Origin of the sequence: Pseudomonas sp. Os17 (assembly GCF_001547895.1) — a bacterium.
Classification (GTDB): Bacteria; Pseudomonadota; Gammaproteobacteria; order Pseudomonadales; family Pseudomonadaceae; genus Aquipseudomonas.
The window spans coordinates 5,881,098-5,902,582 of sequence record NZ_AP014627.1; the positions used below are offsets into that span (position 1 = coordinate 5,881,098).

A 21,485-nucleotide genomic window follows, 5' to 3' on the forward strand; every position below is an offset into this window, starting at 1 on the left:
CGGTCAAAACAGCGCTTGCAGCCAACCCGGGGTCGGTACTGCACATGCCCGCTACTGCGCGATCTGCTGCAATGCCGTGTCCCGGCCCACCCGAGTGTGGCGCCACGCATCGTTCATAGCAGCAAGGACCCATGCCATGCAGATGCCCCAGACGCTTGAGTTGCGCAATGGCGAAAAAGCCCCCTCCACTTTCTCTGCCGCGGAATACGTCCGGCGCCTGAGTGCCCTGCGGACTCACATGGCCCAAGAAGGCCTGGACGGGGTGCTGTTCACCTCGTACCACAACATCAACTACTACGCCGATTACCTGTACTGTTCCTTCGGCCGTCAGTACGCACTGGCGGTGACCCAGGAGCGCACGGTGCTGATCAGCGCCAACATCGACGGCGGTCAGCCGGGGCGCCGGGCGATCTGTGACGCTCAAGTGATCTACACCGACTGGCAACGGGGCAACTTCCTCGTCGCGGTCAAACAGGCCCTGCCCCGAGCTTCGCGATTGGGGCTGGAGTTCGATCAGTTGAGCCTGCCCCATTACCGGGCCCTGGCCGAACGTTATCCACAGGCGCAACTGCTGGACATCGCCGGACCCTGCATGAACCTGCGCATGCTCAAGTCCGCCGAGGAACAAGCGCTGATCCGCCAGGGCGCGCGCATCGCCGACATTGGCGGCGCCGTCGCGATCGAGGCGCTGCACGATCAGGTGGCGGAGTACGAAGTGGCGCTGCACGCCACCCAGGCCATGGTGCGGGAAATCGCCCGCACCTTTCCCGCCGCCGAACTGATGGACACCTGGACCTGGTTTCAATCCGGAATCAACACGGACGGCGCCCACAACCCGGTGACGTCGCGCCGGGTCAGTCCGGGGGAGATCCTCAGCCTCAATTGCTTCCCGATGATCGCCGGCTACTACACCGCGCTGGAGCGCACGCTGTTCCTCGGCCACTGTCCCGATGCCCATCTGCGGCTCTGGGAAATCAACGTCAAGGTGCACCAGGCCGGGTTGCAACTGATCAGGCCCGGCGCCCGCTGCAGCGAGATTGCCCGGCAGTTGAACCAGATCTACCTGGAGCACGACCTTCTGCAATACCGCACCTTCGGCTACGGCCACTCGTTCGGCATCCTCAACCACTACTACGGCCGGGAAACCGGCCTGGAGTTTCGCGAGGACGTGGACACCGTGCTTGAGCCGGACATGGTGGTGTCCATGGAACCGATGATCCGGCTGCCTCAGGGCCTGCCTGGTGCTGGCGGCTATCGGGAACACGACATCCTGATCGTCAATGCCCAGGGGGCGGAAAACATCACCGCTCTGCCCTTTGGGCCAGGGCACAACATCATCGGCGCCTGAACCTGCGCCCCTGGACCGGGGCAGCACAGATCACCACCGTGGGCCCGATGCGCCGTCGCGCCTGCAAGCTCCATTGCCCCACCTGGCAGGGTGCTGAGGCACCTGCAACAAGAACCCTCTCAAACACCAGGAAGTATCAGTGGCCCATGCAAGATGGGCCACGAAGTTCGGTAGATCGTGCTGTAAACCATCTGGAGAACGATCCCGGCACATCTGAAGTCATGTACAAAGAACGCACTATTGTGTCGCTCGTCTTCAAGGATCGAGACTCAGGCAAACCAGTGAGCAAACTACAACTGGCCGGCCGGATTCAATTCAGGGAATCAACGCATTGCGCTTGGCAAACTCCGCCAGACTGACTTGTGAACCCAAGCCTAGTTTCTGCAATAAACGGGTTTTGTAAGTACTGACGGTCTTGTTGCTCAAGAACAGTTTTTCACCAATGGCCTTGTTCGAATAACCCTGGGCCAGATACTGCAGCACGATCATTTCCCGATCGGTCAACGAACCTATCTGTTCACTCTCGGTCTGTTGTTCCGCGGCAGGAATGGATACATCCACGGCCAGGGACGGGTAAAAGGTATAGCCGGCCAACACCGCATTAATGGCCACGACCAGATTACTCAGGTCCTCCTCCTTGTTGACGAACCCACGCGCGCCCAACTGAATGCAGCGCCTGCAGAAGCTTTCGACGGACTGCGAGGTCAGCACCAGCACTTCGGTGGATATACCCAAGGCCTTGATCCGTGACAGCACCTTGAGGCCGTCCAACTTGGGAATGCCGATATCGAGGATCACCACCGCCGGTTCATGTTCACGAACCAGTTCCAGCGCATCCAGTCCATTGTCTGTTTCGGCCACAACCCGCATGTTGTTTTTTTCCAGCAAGACCTTAACGGCGAGCCGGACAACAGGATGATCGTCAACTATCAATACGCTGTGCATGTTGTCACTTCACCTTAAAAACCTGGCCTTGGGGCCGGCCTTGTCGCTCGGAAGATAAACGCAATCGCACCCCGATCAGATGCAACGTTCGTATTTGGGTAACCACTGTTGCCACAGAGGCGTTGCCTGCGCGATGCCCGGTAAATTTCAGACTCCTGACAAACAAGGGACGATACAAGAGGTTAATCACTTCTCCCAAAGGAATCAGACAGTCTGATTTTTCACTAGGAAATTTCTCACCACACGTGGGGATTTGCCTTATGGCTCCCGATCCAGATTGTTAAGCAAGATGCTCGACAAATAATGACGCGAGCCGGAAATGCAACATTTGAATGTTCTGGTTCTGGAAGATGAACCGCTGCAGCGCCTGGTCACCGTGACGGCCCTGAAAAAGGTGATGTCGGGGCAGGTGCATCAGGCCGCCAGCGGCCGCGAGGCCCTGGCGCTGCTGGAGAACAGCGAGAAGATGGACATCGCCATCTGCGACTTGAAGATGTCCGGCATGGACGGCCTGGCCTTCCTGCGTAACGCCAGTCACAGCGGCAAGCTGCACTCGGTCATTCTCTGCAGCCAGATCGATTCGATTTTGCGGCACACCACCGCGTCCATGATCAAGCACCTGGGCTTCAACTTCCTGGGTGACCTGGGCAAGCCCTTCGATCTGGAGCGGCTGACCACTTTGCTCAAACGCTATCCGTCCCAGCGTCCCGGACTGGTCAGGCCGCTGGAACAATCCAGGCTACCGGCCCTGAAGGATGTCCTTCGAGGCCTGGACAACGGTGAATTCGAGCCCTATTACCAGCCCAAAGTCGCCCTCGAAGACGCGTCTCTACTGGGGGTGGAAGTTCTGGCTCGCTGGAACCACCCCCAGCTAGGCGTCCTGCCGCCCTCGCACTTTCTGTGTCTCATGGAACACCACCACCTGCTGGACCGCCTGTTCTGGCAACTGCTCGATCAAGGCCTGGCCCTGCGTCGCAAACTGGCGGAGAAAGGAACCGCCCTGGGATTTTCCTTCAACCTGCACCCCTCGCAACTGACGTCCCAGACCCTGACCGAATCCATTGCCTCGTTGCTCACGCTGTTTCAGGTGCCGTGCGCCTGCATCACTTTCGAGATCACGGAGAGCAGTCTGGTCAGCGCTCCCGCCATCAGTCTGGAAAACCTGGTGCGCCTGCGAGTGATGGGTTGCGGCCTGGCCATGGACGATTTCGGCGCCGGCTACGCCAGCCTGGATCGCCTGTGTGAACTGCCCTTCAGTCAGATCAAGCTCGATGGAGCCTTCGTGCGCAAGATGGGGCACCAACCCAGGAGCAATGCGGTCATCAGCTACACCGTGGCGCTGGCTCGCTCGCTGGGCATGTCATTGATCATCGAAGGGGTGGAAACCCGCGAGCAGCAGGAGCGCTTGCTGGCACTGGGGTGCGAGACCGCCCAGGGTTTTCTGTTCGCGCGGCCCATGCCGGAAAATCATTTCATCGCCTATTGCAGCCGCTAGCCCCTCATGACGGCCGATTAAGGTGGCGACCCATGACCCTGCTTCATGTACCGTCCGCCCGACGCGCCTTGCGCTACGACTCCCGGCTCAAGTCCTCCTGCCCTCCTACTTTCGACGCGATCATGCATTCACGATTTATCTGGCTGTTTTTCTGCTTGGCGCTCACCGCTGTGCAACCGGCAGCGGCCGAGCCCCCGACATTGCCCAATACCCTGCACAGCACGGTTCACCTCGATCACCACGATCTGGTCCTGGAGGATGAAGACTGGCATTGGCTGCGTCACAAGTCGGAGTTGAAAATCGGCGCCGTCGCCACCGAGTCGGCACCGTTCAATGTCAGCTACAACGACAACTACTACGAAGGCATTTCCGCCGACGTCAGCGCCCTGATCGGGCAGATGCTCGGGATACGCATCAAGGTCGTGCCGTTTGCCACCCGGGACGCCGCCTTGCAGGCCTTGCAGACGGCCAACATCGATCTGCTGGGCAGCTACAGTTCCGCGCCAGCCACTGCCGACAGCATCAGGTTCAGCCGCCCCTTCGCCGAGGGTCGCCTGGCGCTGTTCAGGCGCAACGACGACCTGAAGCCTGTGTCCGCCAACCTGGCCGGGCTGCGGGTAGCCGTCCCTCAGGAGCACAGCGCCGAACTGCTGTCACGCTTTCCGCTCGCCCACGCGATGATCTACCCCAACCCCGACGAAGCCATCGCCGCGGCGGCCTTCGGCCATGCCGATCTGTACCTGGACGACGTGCTCAGTGCCTACTTCCGCATCAACCGCGCCTACTACAGCTACCTCAAGTTCGAACGTTTCGCTGCGTTTTCCGAAGGTGGCTATGGCTTTGCCCTCAAAGAGGACAACCAGCGCCTGCTGCGCATCGTCGACCAGTGCATCGAAGCCATTGGCCGGGAAAAACTCACCAGCCTCAGTCGCCGCTGGGTCGGCAGCGGCTTCATTCCCTCGGACGAGAAGGTGGTGCTGACGCCGGAGGAGTCGCGCTGGATCGCCCGCAATCCGGTGGTCCGCCTGGTGATCAACGATGACCTGGCACCCGTGGCCTTTTTCGACGCCAACGGCATTTTCTCCGGAGTCACCGCCGAACTGCTGGAGCTGATTGCCCAACGTACCGGCCTGCGTTTCCAGGTGACCGCCCGCAACGGCGGCTACCCGGAACAGATTGAAGCCCTGCGTAAATCGGAAGCGGACCTGGCCATCATGACCGCCAGCGCGCAACGCGAGAACAATCTGCGCTTCACCCGGCCCTTTCTCAGCAGCCCCTTCGTCCTCGTCACCCAAACCGACAAGAACGGCAAGGCACTGCTCGCCGGAGCACTGATCGGCAAGCGCCTGGCCATACCGAGCGGCCATGTCACGCTGCAACAGGTGCGCGAGCTCTATCCGCAAACCCGGATAATCGAAGCCGGTGCCTCGCTGGATGCCATGAACAAGGTCTATGAAGGCGCTGCCGATGCTGCGGTGGTGTCCCTACCGGCCTCGCGTTACTACATTGTCCGTCTGTTTCAGAACCGCCTGGCCGTCTCCGACCTGATTCACACCACCCAGGCCACTGCCAACTTTGCCTTGCGCCGCAGCGACCCGGAGCTGCAGTCCATCCTCGACAAGGCCCTGCTCAGCCTCCCGGCGGACGACCTGAACGCCATCGCCAGCCACTGGCGCTCGCCCCCGGGGATGAGCAGCCAAACCTGGCGCGACTACGCCTTGATGATCGCCGAGATCATCGCCGGGGCCTCACTGCTGCTCCTGCTGTCACTGGCCTGGGTCTTCTACCTGCGTCGCCGGGTCAAGGCCGAGCAAACCCTCAACGACCAATTGCGCTTTATCGAAACGCTGGCGGAAAACATGCCGCCTGCGCTCTATATCCGCGATGTCGACGGCAACATGCTGTCCTGCAACCGCAGTTACCTGGAGAGCGTCGGGCTCAGCGCCGAAGAGGTGCTGAACCGCACCGTGCAGCAACTGCCGCCCGAGCACTTCGCGGCGCAACCCGATCTGCATCAGAACTACCTGCAGGCAATCAACGACGGCCAGACCATCACATCGGTCTATGCGGTGAAGCTGCAGGGCAAGGAGGTCTGGATCGAACACTGGATTCAGCCATTCAAGGATGCCAATGGCGTCACCAAGGGCGTGATCTGCGGCTGGCTGGACATCACCAAGCATCGGCATCTGGTCCAGGAGCTGAAGGAAGCCAAGAACCTCGCGGACGAGGCCAGCCGGGCCAAGACCACGTTCCTGGCCACCATGAGCCATGAGATCCGCACGCCGATGAACGCGATCATCGGCATTCTCGAGCTGGCGCTCAAACGCGCCGACAGCGACCGGATCGAACGCTCCAGCATTGAAATTGCCTACAGCTCGGCGCACAGCCTGCTGGAGCTGATCGGCGACATTCTGGATATCGCCCGTATCGAGTCGGGGCGCCTGAGTCTCTCGCCCAAACGGGCCAATCTGCGCGAACTGGTGGAGTCGGTGGCGCGGGTGTTCGAAGGACTGGCCCGGCAGAAATGCCTGAGCCTGATCCTCGAGATCGATTCCAGCATCAACGGCGACGTACTGGTGGACGGCCTGCGTTTCAAGCAGATCCTGTCCAATCTGGTGAGCAACGCCATCAAATTCACCGAGGCCGGTTTTATCAAGGTGAGCATCAGCGGCGATCTGCTGGACCACGCAGTGCTGCGGGTACGGCTCTGTGTCGAGGACTCGGGGATCGGCATCTCGCCCTGCAGCCAGCAGCGTCTGTTCCAGCCTTTTGCCCAGGTGGAGCGCAATGTGCAGAACATCGAAGGCACAGGCCTGGGCCTGGTGATCTGCCGTTCCCTGTGCGAAATGATGGGGGGCCAGGTATCGATGAGCAGCGCTGTGGGACACGGCACCCGAGTGAATGTGGAGTTGCGTCTGCAGACACTGGAGCGCGTGGCCGCAGCCGAGCGCCTGCCCCCGGTCAACAAGCGTCACATGTACCGCTTGCAGATCCTGGTGGTGGACGATCATCCGGTGAACCGCCAGGTCCTGCAGCAGCAACTGTGCTTCCTCGGACATGACGTGTTCGAGGCGGAAAACGGTCTGGAGGCCCTGCACATCTGGCGTGAGCAGGACTTCGACGTGATCATCACCGACTGCCACATGCCCATCATGAACGGGGCCGAGATGACCCGGGCGATTCGCCAGGATGAACGGGACAATGCCGCGCAGCCGATGATGATCATCGGCCTGACCGCTGACGCCCAGCAGGAGGAGGTGGAACGCTGCATCCAGGCGGGAATGAACGACTGCCTGATCAAGCCCATCAGCCTGGACGAGCTGGAAGAACGCCTGCTGGCCATGGGGCAGGCCGATGAGGGCGAGCAGGAAAGCCTCGCCAGTTCGAAGCCCGCCAGCCCCCGCTCCTCCCGGGTATTCGATCTGGAGTCCTTGCACACCCTGGTGGGCAGCGAGCCGACGATGCTGCACCACATTCTCAGTGAGTTGCTGAGCAACAATCGCATGGACATGCAGAGCCTCGACACCTTGCTCGAGGAACAGGCCACCGTGGAACTGGCAGAGCTGGCGCACCGCATCAAGGGCGCTGCGCGAGTGGTCAAGGGCGAACAATTGGTCGAGAGCTGTCGCCAGCTGGAAGACGCCTGCCTGAGCCCGGAGCTGGCTCTGGAGACGGTCAGGGAGTGCGTAGAGCAGGTGAAACAGGCAATCGTGACCCTGGAGCGGCGTCTGCTGGAACAGCGCAGGGTCTGGGAGGCGTTGCCCGTCGAATGAGCACAAGGGGCGTAGCATGGCTTGCCGCCCCGGGGCACGACATTTTTGCAGACAAACGAAAAAGGGCACCTCAAGAGGTGCCCTTCTTCGTGAATATGGTCGGGGTAGGGGGATTCGAACTCCCGACATCCTGCTCCCAAAGCAGGCGCGCTACCGGACTGCGCTATACCCCGGTAAAAAAAAGGCACCTTTAAAAGGCGCCTTCTGCGAACAGAGCTTTTGGCGTCTGATCTTAAGATTCGATTCCAGCGAACTGGTCTCAAAAATGGTGGGTCGTGTGGGATTCGAACCTACGACCAATTGGTTAAAAGCCAACTGCTCTACCAACTGAGCTAACGACCCAAAAATGGTCGGGGTAAGGGGATTCGAACTCCTGACATCCTGCTCCCAAAGCAGGCGCGCTACCGGACTGCGCTATACCCCGGTTTGAAATTGGCTCCGTGACCAGGACTCGAACCTGGGACCCAATGATTAACAGTCATTTGCTCTACCGACTGAGCTATCACGGAACTACATATTTCAAGTTACAACTTTTACTTCATCCTCTTCGGCTTGTCCGTATCGCTACGTTCATGCCTCTGAGGCGCGCTATTTTACAATCTTCAAACTACCTGTCAACCCCTTAAATTGCTTTTAAGACAATGAATTGCGACTTCATTGCCGGTTTCTTCTACATCAGAAAAAACCTAGGGGGGTGACTGACTGCGGGGCGCACTTTACAAGCCTTTTCCTTACAGTTCAACACCCTAGTGAAAAAAAAGGCCTCGCCAGGCGAGGCCTTTTTACTCAGCGGCCACCCAAGGTTCAGGCAAAGACGATTTCGTCGTCCTGCACCGAGGCGGTAACTGTAGCGCCCGGCAAGAAACCACCGGACAGGATCAACTGGGCCAACGGGTTCTCGATCCAGCGCTGAATGGCCCGCTTCAACGGCCGCGCGCCATACACCGGGTCGTAACCCACGGCGATCAGCTTGTCCAAGGCTTCGTCGCTCAGCACCAGGCTCAGCTCGCGCTCCGCCAGACGGCTGCGCAGGCGCCCCAGCTGGATCTGCGTGATGCCCGCGATCTGATCCCGCGCCAGAGGCTCGAAGATCACCACTTCGTCGACACGGTTGATGAATTCCGGCCGGAAGTGAGTGGACACTGCATCCATCACCGCTGCCCGCTGTGCTTCACGGTCCCCCACCAGCTCCTGGATCTGTGCCGAGCCCAGGTTGGAGGTCATGACGATCACCGTGTTGCGGAAGTCCACAGTACGTCCGTGGCTGTCCGTCAGGCGACCATCTTCGAGCACCTGCAGCAGGATGTTGAACACATCCGGGTGCGCCTTCTCGACTTCGTCCAGCAGGATCACCGAGTACGGCTTGCGACGCACGGCTTCGGTCAGATAGCCGCCCTCTTCGTAACCGACATAGCCCGGTGGCGCACCGATCAGGCGAGCCACGGAATGTTTCTCCATGAACTCGGACATGTCGATCCGCACCATGGCCTCTTCGGTGTCGAAGAGAAATTCCGCCAGGGCCTTGCACAGTTCGGTCTTGCCGACCCCGGTCGGGCCGAGAAACATGAACGAGCCGCTGGGACGGTTCGGATCGGACAACCCGGCCCGAGAGCGGCGTACCGCGTTGGATACCGCCACCACGGCCTCGTTCTGGCCGATCACCCGCTGATGCAGCAGGCTTTCCATCTTCAACAGCTTGTCACGCTCGCCTTCGAGCATTTTCGACACCGGGATGCCGGTCCACTTGGACACCACTTCGGCAATTTCTTCCTCGGTGACCTTGCTGCGCAGCAACTGATTCTCACTGTGGCCGTGCTGATCGACCATCTGCAGGCTGCGCTCCAGATCCGGGATCACCCCGTACTGCAGTTCGGCCATGCGATTGAGGTCGCCTTTACGTCGGGCCGCTTCCAGTTCCTGACGCGACTGCTCGATCTTCTGCTGAATCTGTGCGGAACCCTGCACTTCGGCTTTCTCCGAGGTCCAGACTTCTTCCAGGTCAGCGTATTCACGCTCCAGGCGGACGATCTCTTCCTGGAGTTTTTCCAGGCGCTTGATCGCGGCCTCATCGTCTTCTTTCTTCAGGGCCTGGGATTCAACCTTGAGCTGAATCAGGCGCCGCTCCAGGCGATCCAGCACTTCCGGCTTGGAGTCGATCTCCATGCGGATGCGGCTGGCGGCCTCGTCGATCAGGTCGATGGCCTTGTCCGGCAGTTGCCGGTCAGTGATGTAACGATGGCTGAGCTTGGCCGCGGCGATGATCGCACCGTCAGTGATCGCCACCTTGTGGTGCACCTCGTAGCGCTCTTTCAGGCCACGCAGGATAGCGATGGTGTCTTCCTCGCTCGGCTCGTCCACCAGCACTTTCTGGAAGCGCCGTTCGAGGGCCGCATCCTTCTCTATATATTGGCGGTACTCGTTGAGCGTGGTGGCACCCACGCAGTGCAGCTCACCACGGGCCAACGCCGGCTTGAGCATGTTGCCCGCATCCATGGAGCCTTCGCCCTTGCCCGCGCCGACCATGGTATGCAGCTCGTCGATGAACAGAATGATCTGGCCTTCCTGCTTCGACAGCTCATTGAGCAGGGATTTCAGGCGCTCTTCGAACTCGCCGCGGTACTTGGCACCGGCAATCAGGGCCCCCATGTCCAGGGACAGCAGGCGCTTGCCTTTCAGGCCATCGGGCACCTCACCATTGATGATCCGCTGGGCCAGGCCTTCGGCGATGGCCGTCTTGCCCACGCCGGGCTCACCGATCAGCACCGGGTTGTTCTTGGTACGACGCTGCAGCACCTGGATGGTCCGGCGAATTTCATCGTCACGGCCAATCACCGGATCGAGCTTGCCTTCCTCGGCACGCTTGGTCAGGTCAACGGTGTATTTATCCAGGGCCTGACGCGACTCCTCGACGTTGGCGTCATTTACCGCCTCGCCGCCGCGCAGGTTGTTGATGGCGTTCTCCAGAGCCTTCTTGCTCACGCCCTGGCCCAGCAGCAGTTTGCCGAGCTTGCTGTTTTCATCCATGGCCGCCAGCAGCACCAGTTCACTGGAAATGAACTGATCGCCTTTCTGCTGCGCCAGGCGATCGGCCTGGTTGAGCAGGCGCGCCAGATCCTGGGACATGTTGACGTCGCCAGTGGGGTTCTGGATTTTCGGCAGTTTATCGAGCTCTTTGCTCAGTTCCTTGCGCAGGCTGTTGACGTCGAAGCCCACTTGCATCAGCAAGGGCTTGATCGAACCGCCCTGCTGTTCAAGCAGCGCCTGCATCAGGTGCGCTGGCTCGATGGCCGGATGATCCAGGCCAACCGCCAGAGATTGAGAATCGGATAAGGCCAGCTGAAGCTTGCTGGTTAATCGGTCTATACGCATTAGTCACCTTCCTTTTGAGCAGGCCGGAGCGATGGACACACCTAAATAGAGAAACCTGCCAGATGTTTCTCTAGATGCGGTCGATTCTGGGAGATTCAAGCGCCAGCAGCTTGACGCAAGTCAGATGAGTCTAGCGCTCTAGCCAGATAAGGGAGGCAAAACGTCCGGTACGCGGGCTGCGTCGGTAAGAAAAGAAGCGTGGGTCGGTCACGGTGCAGTAGCCGCCACCATAGACCGCCGTTACCCCCCGAGCCGCCAGGCGCAGGCGCGCCAGCTGGTAGATGTCGGCCATGAAGCGGCCGGCATTGACGCTTGGTACAAAGGCTTGCTCGGTAGCAGCCAACTGGCTGACGAAGGCTTCGCGCACTTCAGCCCCGACCTCAAAACGCTCCGGGCCAATGGCCGGCCCCAGCCATACCAGCACTTCGGCGGGTGCGGCATCCAGGCTGTCGAGGGTGGCTTCCAGCACACCGGCCGCCAGCCCGCGCCAACCGGCATGAGCCGCCGCAACCCGGGTTCCGCTTCGGTTGCAGAACAGCGCCGGCAGACAATCGGCAGTCATCACCGCACAGGCGATGCCCGGAGTCGCCGACCAACTGGCATCGGCCGTTGCCACCACCGACGGATCAGCGTGGGCCACGGCAATCCCGTGCACCTGTTGCAACCAGGCCGGAGCAATGTCGAAACGCTCGGTCAGGCGCCGTCGGTTTTCGGCCACCGCTTCAGGTTGGTCTTCAACGTGATCGCCCAGGTTCAGGCTGTCGAACGGCGCCAGGCTGACGCCGCCGCTGCGGGTGGTGACACAGGCTCTGACCCCGGCCGGCGCGGGCCAGTCAGGCAGCAGCCAGTCACTCATCCGACGAACGCCTCACGGTCTTGCTTGAGCAGCGACAACAGCCAGACGAAGTCATCCGGCAATGGCGACTCCCAGCTCATGCGTTCACCGGTGGTCGGATGATCCAGCTCCAGGAAACGGGCATGCAGGGCCTGGCGCGGGAAGTTTTTCAGCGACTCGACCATGGTCTGGCTGGCCGCCGGCGGAATGCGGAAACGACCGCCATAGGCCGGGTCGCCCACCAGCGGGAAGTTGATATGGGCCATGTGCACCCGGATCTGGTGGGTACGACCGGTCTCCAGCTTGACCCGCACGTGGGTGTGGGAACGGAAACGCTCCAGTACCCGATAGTGGCTGACGGCCTGCTTGCCGCCTTCCATCACCGCCATACGCTGACGCTGCTGGCCGTGACGGCCGATGGGCGCGTTGATCTTGCCCCCGGCGGTGACCACACCGATCACGATGCATTCATAGATGCGGCTGACACTGCGGCTCTGCAACTGGGCCACCAGCTGGGTCTGGGCCTGGATGGTCTTGGCCACCACCATCAGACCGGTGGTGTCCTTGTCCAGGCGGTGGACGATACCGGCCCGAGGCACATTGATAATGTCGGGAACGTGATGCAGCAAGGCGTTGAGCAAGGTGCCATCAGCATGGCCGGCAGCCGGGTGCACCACCAGGCCCGCGGGCTTGTTGATCACCAGGATGTCGTCGTCCTCATAGACGATGTCCAGCTCGATGTCCTGGGCGATCCACTCGCCCTGGGCCTCCTGCTCGGCGGTCAGCTCGAGTACGGCACCGCCGTGCACGATGTCCCGCGGGCGGATCACCGCTCCGTCCACAGTCAGGCGGCCGTCTTTGATCCAGGCGGAAAGGCGCGAGCGCGAATGCTCAGCGAATAGTTGGGCGGCGACTTGATCGAGGCGTTGACCGCCCAGTTCGGACGGCACCTCTGCGCGAAGTTCAATTTTATCGGACATGCTCGGACTGGGCGTCGGCACAGCCTTTGGTTTCGGCTGCGCGCTTGTGGTTAAATACGGCGTCTTTTGCCCCGAGGCTTTCAACGGGGCGCTCATCATAACAGGACGGCCCCGCCCAAGACAGCGGCCGTCATAGGGACGCAAGCCGCCATGCAAGTGAAACACCTGCTGCTGATCGCCATCCTCGCACTGACCGCTGCTTGCTCATCGAAGGAAGTCGTTGACGAAAACCTGAGCGAAGTCGAGTTGTACCAGCAGGCGCAGACCGACCTGGACAACCACAGCTATACCAGCGCCACAGCCAAGCTCAAGGCCCTGGAATCGCGCTATCCCTTTGGTCGCTACGCCGATCAGGCACAGCTCGAGCTGATCTACGCCAACTACAAGAATGCCGAGCCGGAAGCCGCCAAGTCCGCTGCCGAGCGCTTCATTCGCCTGCATCCCCAGCACCCGAACGTGGACTACGCCTACTACCTCAAGGGCCTGACCTCCTTCGACCAGGACGTCGGCCTGCTGGCGCGCTTCCTGCCACTGGACATGACCAAGCGTGACCCGGGTGCCGCCCGCGACTCCTACAACGAGTTCGCCCAGCTCACCAGCCGCTTCCCCAACAGCCGCTACGCCCCGGACGCCAAGCAGCGCATGATCTACCTGCGCAACCTGCTGGCCGCCTACGAAATCCACGTGGCCGACTACTACCTGACCCGCCAGGCCTACGTCGCCGCCGCCAACCGTGGCCGCTACGTAGTGGAAAACTTCCAGGAAACCCCTTCCGTGGGTGACGGCCTGGCGGTGATGACCGAGGCCTACCAGCGCCTGCACCTGGACGAGCTGGCTGCAACCAGCCTGGAAACCCTGAAGCTCAACTACCCGAATCACCCAAGCCTGGTGGACGGCCAGTTCGTACCGCGCGTGGCGGAAGCCGACAACCGTTCGTGGCTGAGCAAGGCCACCCTGGGCCTGATCGAGTCTCGCCCACCGCTGCCGCCGGGAGAAACCCGCGCCAACCAGGACGTGATGAAGCAGTACCAGGACGCCAAGGACGCGATCCCATCGGAGCTCAAGCCCAAAGACAGCAACGGCGATGCGATCGAGGAAGAAAAGCACGAGGCCGCCGGCAACAACAGCGACCGTTCCTGGTTCAGCTACATGACCTTCGGCGTGTTCGACTGACAGCCAGCGCAGCAAATAAAGGGAGACTTCAAGTCTCCCTTTTTCATGCCTGACACTTCTTGGGCCTGTGCGCCTGCCAGGCGCTTGGCTAAACTGCCGCCTCTCTCCCCCCACAAAGCGGGTCACCATGCTTCGTCTACTGTTCTGGATCGCCCTGATTGCCGCTGCGGTATGGTTCTGGCGCAAGTTCAAGCGCCCCGCGGCCACACCCCGCAGCCCCCACGAACCGGCCACTACACCAATGGTGCGCTGTGCCCACTGCGGCGTGCACCTGCCTCAGGATCGGGCGCTGAGCCTGTCGCAACAGTGGTACTGCAGCCAGGCACATCTGGAGCAAGGCCCTGGCCGCCAGGACCGCTGACAGCTGCGACATGGGCTCAAGCGCGTAGCCATTCCCGACACGCGCACCTTGAGCCCTTGCGTCAGCACCGAAAGCCCTTGCTTTCCCCTCGCCCTGCCAGCCCCGGACTCGGGGCGCCAACCCACACAACTGGCGACAAAATAACCGTCGCCCAAGCCCCTGCGCGCGCCTCCCCGCGGGCCTAGACTTCATCTCTCGCCTTCAGCACGAGCGCTGTCGCCCGCTGCTCACCCCCGGAGAAAGACGGCCACCACCATGAATCCACAGCACAGAGCGCTGGTGGTCGATGAGACCAGGGAAATCCGCTCTGTGCTGGAGATCACCCTGGGCCGCATGCGCCTGCACACCCAAAGCGCCCGCAGCCTGCAGGAGGCCCGCAGCCACCTGGCCCGGGAGCATTTCGACCTGTGCCTGACCGACCTGCACCTGCCGGACGGCAGCGGCCTGGAGCTGCTGCAGCATATTCGCCGGCACCATCCCCAACTGCCGGTGGCCCTGCTCAGCCACGAGGCCTGCGCGCCAACCAGCGCCCTGGATGCCGAAACCTGCGACCTGCTGCCAAAGCCTCTGGACCTCAAGCGCCTGCGGGACTGGGTGGCCACCGCCCTGAAACGACCACACTCGAGTGTAGCGACTCGCTTCTCTGAGCAACTGCCGGGGGATTCGCCGCCCATGGTCATCCTGCGCCGGCATATTGCCAAACTGGCCGCCAGCCTCGCGCCGCTCTACATCAGCGGCGAGTCCGGCAGCGGCAAGGAACGAGTGGCCCGATTGATCCACCAGTCAGGCCCCAGAGCCGCACAGCCCTTTGTCCCAGTCAACTGCGGAGCGATTCCCGGCGAACTGATGGAGAGCGAGTTTTTCGGTCACCGCAAGGGCAGCTTCAGCGGCGCCCTGATGGATCAGCCCGGACTGTTCCGGGCCGCACACGGCGGCACCCTGTTCCTTGACGAGATCGCCGACCTGCCGCTGGTCATGCAGGTGAAACTGCTGCGAACCCTGCAGGAAAAGTCCGTGCGCTCAGTAGGCGCTCAGGAAGAACAGGCGGTGGATGTACGAATACTCTGTGCGACCCACAAGGATCTGAAAAGCGAAGTGCAAGCCGGACGCTTTCGCCAGGACCTGTTTTATCGGCTGAATGTCATCGAGTTGCGGGTTCCCGCCCTGCGCGAACGTCGGGGCGATATCGGGCTACTGGCCCGGCACATTCTCCAGCGTCTGGCCGCCAGCAGTGGCCGGCCAGCCCCACAGTTGCACCCACAAGCACTGCAAGCCCTGGAGCGCTACGACTTCCCCGGCAATGTGCGTGAACTGGAGAACCTGCTGGAACGGGCCCAGGCCCTTTGCGAGAGTCCGTGGATCGAAGTGGCAGACCTGAATTTACCGGTCCCCGAACCTGAGGACGAGCTCCCGCCGGGGCCCGCCCTCAATCTCGATCTGGCGCGTCACCTGCAGCAGGTGGAGCGCCAGTTGCTGCTCCAGACCCTGGAGCAAACCCGCTGGAACCGCACGGAGGCGGCCCGGCGGTTGGGCCTGTCGCTGCGTTCGATGCGCTATCGCATGAAGAAGCTCGGACTGGACTAGACCCGCCCCTCAGGGGCATAGGGCGCCGGATCGATGATCGGTGCATGCCCCAGCAACAGGTCGCAGAACAACTGGCAGGAAGCCGGTGCCAGCACCAGACCGTTGCGGTAATGCCCGCAGTTGAGCCACAGGCCGGCAAACCCGGGAACCGGTCCGATATAGGGAATCCCCTCGGGAGAGCCGGGTCGCAGCCCAGCCCAATGCCCCACCACTTCGGCATCCGCCAGGGCCGGGATCAGCTCGACGGCCGAGGCCTTGAGGCTTTCCAGCGCCGAGGCGGTCGGGGTCTTGTCGAAGCCCTCATGCTCCAGGGTGCTGCCCACCAGGATATGGCCGTCCCGTCGTGGAATGGCATAACGCCCCTTGGCCAGAACCATGCAGGAGAGGAAATCGGCAGCGCACTTGTAGAGGATCATCTGCCCCTTAACCGGCTCCACGGGCAGCTCCAGCCCCAGGCTACCGAGCAACTCGCCACTCCAGGCACCAGCGCAAAGCACCACCTGGTCGGCACGAATCTCTCCGAGCGAGCTATGCACCCCTGCCACTCGCTGGCCGTCGTGGATAAAACCACTGACCGCGCATTGCTCGTCAATGCGCACATTGGGCAAGGCCTGCAAAGCCGCCTTGAGGGATTTGACCAGACGCGGGTTGCGCACATTGGCCACATTGGCCATGTAGATCGCCCGCTGGTAGCCGGCACCCAGCACCGGGACTCCGTCATGCACCGCCGAGATGTCCACGGCACTCAGGGGACGGCCTTCGCGTTGCGCCCACTCCAGCGCCAGGGCCTGGTCTTCGAGGTCCAGCCAATAGAGCCCGGTGGTATGGACCTCGGGATCGACCCCAGTGGCGTTCAGCAGTTGCTGCGCCAGCTGTGGATAAAAATCCTGGGACCAGTGGGCCAGGGCCGTGACCGCCGGACTGTAGCGCCAGGGATACAGCGGCGAAACGATCCCGCCACCGGCCCAGGACGACTCGCGCCCCAGGTCCGAGCGCTCCACAAGTCGTACCCGCTGGCCCCGGGACGCCAGATTGAAGGCCGTGAGCAGACCGATCACCCCGCCGCCCACCACCAGCACTTGCTGTTGTTCAACCATAGTCAGATCCATTCAAGAGAAAGACAGTGGGCGCCGCAGCCCCCGAACCCCGTGATCAACGCCCCCAGCAGTCCTTGGCCGTCAGCCCTTCGGCTTGACCTGTGACGCTGATGGCGCCGGTTTGATCGATGCTGAAGCTGCCGCATTTGTCCCCCGCCATCAGCGTATCGGCCTTGGGCGATGCGGTCAGCGAGAAGCCGGTGTCGGTCAGGGTCGGGGCGATGCTGTAGTAATCGTTGCCGGCACTCAGGTCCGGAGCGTTGCTGTAGACCCCGGCTTTGGAAAAGTGGCGTTCGAGCTGCTGTGCCTGCTCGGTGAGCAACGCCGCGATTTCGCTGCGATGGGGCTTCTTCAGGTATTCGGTGATGCTGGGAAGGCTCAAGGTCAGGACCAGACCTATGATCGCAATCACGATCATGATTTCGATCAGGGTAAAACCTTGTTTGGATCTGCGCATGGTCAAGAATCTCGCTTACTGAATTTGTCGCCACAGGATGCGCCGGCTGCCACCGCTGGACCTTTGCTCCAGGGAGCTGCTGGCGCCGCCAGGGGCGCTGACGATCTTGGGGGGCTGATGGCTGGAAACGCCCGCGCGGCCGGGGAGCCCATCGACGAATCCGGTGCCCGTGGAGAAGGCTTCCTGATCCGTCACGACTCCAGCACCGTCGGCGTCCAGCGGCGCGGCGTCGAGCATCTTACCGCTGAACGCCTGCAACTCGATCAATTTCCCGCAGGCTTGGCCTGAGTCACACACACCAGTTTCGAGCCACCCAGCACTCAAGGACCACGAACCGGATAGGCCAGAGGGCTCCGGAACCTGATCAGCCACCCTGACCGGCGACTGAACGTCGCTTGCGACAACCTGCCCCCCATTGCCCAGCAGCACGAGCGCAAACACCAACGGCCACCGGCACCGCAGCATCTCGGAATCAGTACTTGGCATAAATGCTCTCCAGCACGCTGCGCGCCTGCCCCGCCAGCCCTACTGCAGTCACTCGGTACAGAGTGGCCGAAGTGTCGGGGGGCAGGCCGAGCGCATTCAGGACAATCCCCAGGTTCTGCACCGCATAAAAACCCTCGCCGGTGGCGACCCAGGTCACCGCCGAAGCCTCATTGAAGCCGGCACCGCTGACCACCGTCGATTCAGCGGGAGGTGCACACCGCACAGGATCCGCGCACAGCGGCAAAGAGTCATAACCCCGGCGGACCGCGCCTTCCCCCAGGCGCAGCGCCGCCTCCGCGGCCTGGAAAGCCCGATTGTGCTGCAGCAGACTGGCGGCCATCTTTTCCTGCAAGGTGGCGTTCTGCAGGGATGACAGGCCGATCAGGCTCAGCACCAGCAGAAACACCAGGCTCACCAACAACGCCATGCCCCGTTCGCCGTCGGGCTTGAATCCTGCCGGGTACCTCATCAGGGCAACCTGTTGCGCAAGGCCGCCACCACCGTGTAGCTCTGCGGGCCGACCCGAGCGTCGGGATCGGCCAGGGTCAGGCGCAATCGCACGCTGCGGATCCGCGCCGGATCCCCCGGATGCGGGCTGTAGCGAGCAACCCCGCTATCCGTTGCGGAGCGGGCCACACCGAAACCGACATCGAAGGCTTCGACGTTGTCCAACAGCACCGCCTGCTGCTTGCCCAGGCCACTGCCGAACAACAGTTGATGGTTCTTGTAGCTGTAGAACACTCGTCGCAAGGCAAACACCTGCTGCCCGACACCTCCTGGATGAGCCCCCGAATAGGCCACCGCGCTGCGCTGGCAGTCGGTGACCAGGCTCCAGGTCGGCGCCCCGCCATCCTCACCGACATCCGCAGTGATCAGGGTCAGCTTGTGCTCGGCGCTGTCCCACTGAATCGGGGTGGCCCGGTAACGAGAAAATTCCGTGGCGATACTCGCGTCGTCGACGTCCCGCAAACACCCTGCCAGCCCCGCCATGCGAATTTCCTGGAGCATCTTGCTCAGGACAAACCGCCCATCCTCCTGCAAGTAGGCCGCGGCGCTCTGGCTGAGGTAGGTGTGTTTTGCCGCGATAAATACCTGGGTTGCGGCCAACACCAGCACCAGCCCCAAGAGCAGGGCCAGCATCATCTCCACCAGCGCAAAACCGCAGTTGCCTCGCTTCACGGCGTGCCTCCCGGCCCCACCGCCACTCGGCTGCTGATTTCCAGGCTGCGCTGGCTGGCAACCCGGCCCGCGGCACGGGAGTCGTCCCAGGTGATGCGAACGGTGTAGACCTGCTGGTTGACGCTGATGCGCCCCTTGGCGCCGGGCCCGCCAAAGCTGGCGACGTTGCCGGCAAAGTCCACCAGGTCCTGATCCCGCACCGTGCCCGTGTTGCCCTCAGAGGGAGTACCAAGGGTGTAATCGGCAGATGCGTTGGCCCGAATGCGATCGAGCATGTCGTAGGCGATAAAGCTGGCCTGAGTGCTCATTCGCGCACTGTCGGTATGCTGCAGCGCCCTGATCTGCAGCGCCGCGGCCCCCAACAGGCCCAGCGCCAGAATCGACAGCGCCACCAGCACCTCGATCAAGGACATGCCGTCCTGTGCATGCCACCGGTTCATCCGTAACGTCCTCCATGACTCCCAGCTCGATTGCGACAGGATCCGGTCACTCGTCGCAGGCGACGGCCCCTCAAGTTCGGCGAGCCGCGCCAGGACGGCGCAAATCGATGCGGCCGCCTCCAGAGGTTAGCCTCGGCGTCGCCCCCAGGCCGCTGGCTGGAACACCCCGCAATACATTGCCCTGCGCCCCCACACAGCATGTGCCGCAAGCGACAACACAGAGCGCGATATGTGGTTGCCGCCAGCTGAAACCCTTTGTGCGCAAATTCATGGCAAGCCTTGGCAACGTCCTCGGCTATAACAGTTCAACGCCTGGCCGGTCGGAGACTGGCACTGTGGCCCTTTGGCTCAAGGGCGGGTACCTATCGCGTGAAATCGGGCGTTCCAGGGAGGAATAGCGCATGCATGAGAAGGGTTTCAGCCTGATCGAACTGCTGAGCGCGCTGGCGGTGCTGGCGCTGTTGCTGCCACTGTCCAGCGCCGCCCTCAGTGAGCTGCTGCGCTCCAATCGCCAGCAGGACTCCGCGCAGATGCTTGCCAGCGGCCTGCGCAATGCCCGGGCGGCGGCAATCCTGCATCAACGCACCGCGCTGATCCATGGCCTGGACAACGACTGGAGCCGGGGCTGGCGCATCATTCTGGATATCAGTGGCAAGGGGCCGGAGGATTCGGAGAATCCGCTGCTGATCGAGCGGCGCAGCGGTGGGCAGGTCCTGATAGTGGGTAATCGCCCGGTGCAGCATTACGTGCGTTTCAGCCCATTGGGCAACCCGTTGCTGCCCAGTGGCGCCTTCCAGGCCGGCACCCTGCACATCTGCCAGGCAGACCGGGAGCACAGCCGTCATCAGGTGGTGCTGTCACGCAGCGGGCGGGTCAGCCTGCGCAGCGATGCCGCCGAGCAGGCCTTGTGTGCGACAGCAGGCTGATCAGAGCAGGGAGCGAACCCGCAGCTCCTTGGGCATGGAGAAGGTGATGTTCTCTTCGCGTCCCGCCAGCTCGTCGGCCCCCGTGGCGCCCCAGGCTTGCAACTGCTGGATCACCCCACGCACCAGAACCTCCGGCGCCGAAGCACCGGCGGTGATGCCAATCCGCTCGACCCCGTCGAACCAACTGCGCTGCAGATCCTCAGCACCGTCGATCAGGTAGGCCGGGGTGGCCATGCGCTCGGCCAGCTCGCGCAGGCGGTTGGAGTTGGAGCTGTTGGGGCTGCCGACCACCAGTACCACGTCGCATTCGTCGGCCAGTTGCTTGACCGCGTCCTGGCGGTTTTGCGTGGCATAGCAGATGTCGTCCTTGCGCGGCCCGCCAATGGCCGGGAAGCGCGCACGCAGGGCGTCGATCACCCGGCTGGTGTCATCCATGGACAAGGTGGTCTGGGTCACGAAGGCCAGGCGCTCGGGGTTACGCACCTGCAGCTCGGCCACGTCCTTCTCGTCTTCCACCAGGTAGATGGCGCCGCCATTGCCAGCATCGTACTGGCCCATGGTGCCTTCGACTTCCGGGTGGCCGGCGTGGCCGATCAGGATGCATTCACGACCGTCGCGGCTGTAGCGCGCCACTTCGATATGCACCTTGGTCACCAGCGGGCAGGTGGCATCGAACACCTTGAGGCCACGACCGGCGGCTTCGTTGCGCACCGCCTGGGAAACACCGTGGGCGCTGAAGATGACAATGACGTCATCCGGCACCTGGTCCAGCTCTTCGACGAAGATCGCTCCGCGATTGCGCAGGTCTTCGACGACAAATTTGTTATGTACCACTTCATGCCGGACGTAGATCGGCGGCCCGAAGACTTCCAGGGCGCGATTGACGATTTCGATCGCCCGGTCCACACCGGCGCAGAAGCCACGGGGGTTGGCGAGTTTGATTTGCATGCTGTGCCTCGTGTCTTGCGCGCAAGAAGTTAGATCGTTGTAGACAGCGGATCGCCGGCAAACCGGCTCCTACAGAATAGGAGGCAGCG

General features: G+C 62.1%; 18 protein-coding genes and 4 tRNA genes. 7 read left to right on the forward strand and 15 right to left on the reverse strand.

Annotation, left to right across the window (positions count from 1 at the left end; all coding sequences use genetic code 11):
• Window positions 1-136: 136 nt before the first annotated feature.
• Complete coding sequence (locus POS17_RS25985) at window positions 137-1,348, forward strand: M24 family metallopeptidase (protein ID WP_060841147.1); 1,212 nt, start codon at window positions 137-139, stop codon at window positions 1,346-1,348.
• A 315-nt stretch (window positions 1,349-1,663) separates the two neighbouring features.
• On the opposite strand, the gene POS17_RS25990 is transcribed toward POS17_RS25985, so the two are convergent.
• Window positions 1,664-2,293 carry a response regulator transcription factor gene (locus POS17_RS25990; protein WP_060841148.1) on the reverse strand — a complete coding sequence of 210 codons (630 nt, stop codon included), beginning with the start codon at window positions 2,291-2,293 and terminating at the stop codon, window positions 1,664-1,666.
• Window positions 2,294-2,612: 319 nt separating this feature from the next.
• Between POS17_RS25990 and POS17_RS25995 the strand changes: the two genes are divergently transcribed.
• Window positions 2,613-3,788 (forward strand): EAL domain-containing response regulator, encoded by a 1,176-nt coding sequence (locus POS17_RS25995; protein ID WP_060841149.1) that lies wholly within the window; start codon window positions 2,613-2,615, stop codon window positions 3,786-3,788.
• 122 nt (window positions 3,789-3,910) lie between these two features.
• Window positions 3,911-7,561, forward strand: a complete 3,651-nt coding sequence (locus POS17_RS26000; RefSeq protein WP_060842016.1) for a transporter substrate-binding domain-containing protein — start codon at window positions 3,911-3,913, stop codon at window positions 7,559-7,561.
• Window positions 7,562-7,657: 96 nt separating this feature from the next.
• Here the strand turns inward: POS17_RS26000 and POS17_RS26005 are convergent.
• The 7 genes from POS17_RS26005 to rluD form a co-directional block, all read right to left on the reverse strand.
• Window positions 7,658-7,734 (reverse strand) — tRNA-Pro (locus POS17_RS26005).
• Between the two features lie 93 nt (window positions 7,735-7,827).
• Window positions 7,828-7,903 (reverse strand) — tRNA-Lys (locus tag POS17_RS26010).
• A 5-nt stretch (window positions 7,904-7,908) separates the two neighbouring features.
• Window positions 7,909-7,985: transfer RNA gene (locus tag POS17_RS26015), tRNA-Pro, on the reverse strand.
• 9 nt (window positions 7,986-7,994) lie between these two features.
• A tRNA-Asn gene (locus POS17_RS26020) sits at window positions 7,995-8,070 on the reverse strand.
• A 295-nt stretch (window positions 8,071-8,365) separates the two neighbouring features.
• Window positions 8,366-10,930, reverse strand: a complete 2,565-nt coding sequence (gene clpB, locus POS17_RS26025; RefSeq protein WP_060841150.1) for an ATP-dependent chaperone ClpB — start codon at window positions 10,928-10,930, stop codon at window positions 8,366-8,368.
• 130 nt (window positions 10,931-11,060) lie between these two features.
• Entirely contained in the window at window positions 11,061-11,786 is a 726-nt protein-coding gene (gene pgeF, locus POS17_RS26030) for a peptidoglycan editing factor PgeF (RefSeq protein ID WP_060841151.1), read from the reverse strand.
• Window positions 11,783-12,745, reverse strand: a complete 963-nt coding sequence (gene rluD, locus POS17_RS26035) for a 23S rRNA pseudouridine(1911/1915/1917) synthase RluD (RefSeq protein WP_016964308.1) — start codon at window positions 12,743-12,745, stop codon at window positions 11,783-11,785. Before rluD ends, pgeF begins: the two co-directional genes overlap by 4 nt.
• A 150-nt stretch (window positions 12,746-12,895) precedes the next feature.
• Here rluD and POS17_RS26040 point away from each other — a divergent pair, with 150 nt between their 5' ends.
• The 3 genes from POS17_RS26040 to POS17_RS26050 all read left to right on the forward strand — a co-directional run bounded on the left by POS17_RS26040 (window position 12,896) and on the right by POS17_RS26050 (window position 15,863).
• Window positions 12,896-13,918: an outer membrane protein assembly factor BamD gene (locus tag POS17_RS26040; protein ID WP_060841152.1), complete on the forward strand. Its 1,023-nt coding sequence runs from the start codon at window positions 12,896-12,898 to the stop codon at window positions 13,916-13,918.
• A gap of 127 nt (window positions 13,919-14,045) precedes the next feature.
• Complete coding sequence (locus POS17_RS26045) at window positions 14,046-14,279, forward strand: PP0621 family protein (protein ID WP_060841153.1); 234 nt, start codon at window positions 14,046-14,048, stop codon at window positions 14,277-14,279.
• A gap of 255 nt (window positions 14,280-14,534) precedes the next feature.
• Complete coding sequence (locus POS17_RS26050; protein ID WP_060841154.1) at window positions 14,535-15,863, forward strand: sigma-54-dependent transcriptional regulator; 1,329 nt, start codon at window positions 14,535-14,537, stop codon at window positions 15,861-15,863.
• On the opposite strand, the gene thiO is transcribed toward POS17_RS26050, so the two are convergent.
• From thiO to pilV, 6 genes are all read right to left on the reverse strand, one after another.
• Entirely contained in the window at window positions 15,860-16,960 is a 1,101-nt protein-coding gene (thiO, locus tag POS17_RS26055; protein ID WP_060841155.1) for a glycine oxidase ThiO, read from the reverse strand. The genes POS17_RS26050 and thiO overlap by 4 nt on opposite strands.
• A 55-nt stretch (window positions 16,961-17,015) precedes the next feature.
• Window positions 17,016-17,417 (reverse strand): type IV pilin protein, encoded by a 402-nt coding sequence (locus tag POS17_RS26060; protein ID WP_060841156.1) that lies wholly within the window; start codon window positions 17,415-17,417, stop codon window positions 17,016-17,018.
• A gap of 15 nt (window positions 17,418-17,432) precedes the next feature.
• Complete coding sequence (locus POS17_RS31980) at window positions 17,433-17,714, reverse strand: hypothetical protein (protein WP_129406524.1); 282 nt, start codon at window positions 17,712-17,714, stop codon at window positions 17,433-17,435.
• A gap of 175 nt (window positions 17,715-17,889) precedes the next feature.
• Window positions 17,890-18,372: a pilus assembly PilX family protein gene (locus tag POS17_RS26070; RefSeq protein ID WP_231978983.1), complete on the reverse strand. Its 483-nt coding sequence runs from the start codon at window positions 18,370-18,372 to the stop codon at window positions 17,890-17,892.
• Window positions 18,372-19,082: a PilW family protein gene (locus POS17_RS26075; RefSeq protein WP_060841159.1), complete on the reverse strand. Its 711-nt coding sequence runs from the start codon at window positions 19,080-19,082 to the stop codon at window positions 18,372-18,374. The genes POS17_RS26070 and POS17_RS26075 overlap by 1 nt, the downstream gene beginning before the upstream one ends.
• Complete coding sequence (gene pilV, locus POS17_RS26080; protein ID WP_060841160.1) at window positions 19,079-19,522, reverse strand: type IV pilus modification protein PilV; 444 nt, start codon at window positions 19,520-19,522, stop codon at window positions 19,079-19,081. Before pilV ends, POS17_RS26075 begins: the two co-directional genes overlap by 4 nt.
• Window positions 19,523-19,923: 401 nt before the next feature.
• Between pilV and POS17_RS26085 the strand changes: the two genes are divergently transcribed.
• Window positions 19,924-20,448, forward strand: a complete 525-nt coding sequence (locus POS17_RS26085) for a GspH/FimT family protein (protein ID WP_060841161.1) — start codon at window positions 19,924-19,926, stop codon at window positions 20,446-20,448.
• Here the strand turns inward: POS17_RS26085 and ispH are convergent, their stop codons facing one another.
• Complete coding sequence (gene ispH / locus POS17_RS26090) at window positions 20,449-21,396, reverse strand: 4-hydroxy-3-methylbut-2-enyl diphosphate reductase (protein WP_060841162.1); 948 nt, start codon at window positions 21,394-21,396, stop codon at window positions 20,449-20,451.
• Between the last annotated feature and the right edge of the window lie 89 nt (window positions 21,397-21,485).

What these genes read in the sequence shown, in the direction of transcription:
- POS17_RS25985 (WP_060841147.1), top strand. Translation starts at nt 137, where the DNA reads ATGCAGATGCCCCAGACGCTTGAGTTGCGCAATGGCGAAAAAGCCCCC.
- POS17_RS25990 (WP_060841148.1), bottom strand. Translation starts at nt 2,293, where the DNA reads ATGCACAGCGTATTGATAGTTGACGATCATCCTGTTGTCCGGCTCGCC.
- POS17_RS25995 (WP_060841149.1), top strand. Translation starts at nt 2,613, where the DNA reads ATGCAACATTTGAATGTTCTGGTTCTGGAAGATGAACCGCTGCAGCGC.
- POS17_RS26000 (WP_060842016.1), top strand. Translation starts at nt 3,911, where the DNA reads ATGCATTCACGATTTATCTGGCTGTTTTTCTGCTTGGCGCTCACCGCT.
- clpB (WP_060841150.1), bottom strand. Translation starts at nt 10,930, where the DNA reads ATGCGTATAGACCGATTAACCAGCAAGCTTCAGCTGGCCTTATCCGAT.
- pgeF (WP_060841151.1), bottom strand. Translation starts at nt 11,786, where the DNA reads ATGAGTGACTGGCTGCTGCCTGACTGGCCCGCGCCGGCCGGGGTCAGA.
- rluD (WP_016964308.1), bottom strand. Translation starts at nt 12,745, where the DNA reads ATGTCCGATAAAATTGAACTTCGCGCAGAGGTGCCGTCCGAACTGGGC.
- POS17_RS26040 (WP_060841152.1), top strand. Translation starts at nt 12,896, where the DNA reads ATGCAAGTGAAACACCTGCTGCTGATCGCCATCCTCGCACTGACCGCT.
- POS17_RS26045 (WP_060841153.1), top strand. Translation starts at nt 14,046, where the DNA reads ATGCTTCGTCTACTGTTCTGGATCGCCCTGATTGCCGCTGCGGTATGG.
- POS17_RS26050 (WP_060841154.1), top strand. Translation starts at nt 14,535, where the DNA reads ATGAATCCACAGCACAGAGCGCTGGTGGTCGATGAGACCAGGGAAATC.
- thiO (WP_060841155.1), bottom strand. Translation starts at nt 16,960, where the DNA reads ATGGTTGAACAACAGCAAGTGCTGGTGGTGGGCGGCGGGGTGATCGGT.
- POS17_RS26060 (WP_060841156.1), bottom strand. Translation starts at nt 17,417, where the DNA reads ATGCGCAGATCCAAACAAGGTTTTACCCTGATCGAAATCATGATCGTG.
- POS17_RS26070 (WP_231978983.1), bottom strand. Translation starts at nt 18,372, where the DNA reads ATGAGGTACCCGGCAGGATTCAAGCCCGACGGCGAACGGGGCATGGCG.
- pilV (WP_060841160.1), bottom strand. Translation starts at nt 19,522, where the DNA reads ATGAACCGGTGGCATGCACAGGACGGCATGTCCTTGATCGAGGTGCTG.
- POS17_RS26085 (WP_060841161.1), top strand. Translation starts at nt 19,924, where the DNA reads ATGCATGAGAAGGGTTTCAGCCTGATCGAACTGCTGAGCGCGCTGGCG.
- ispH (WP_060841162.1), bottom strand. Translation starts at nt 21,396, where the DNA reads ATGCAAATCAAACTCGCCAACCCCCGTGGCTTCTGCGCCGGTGTGGAC.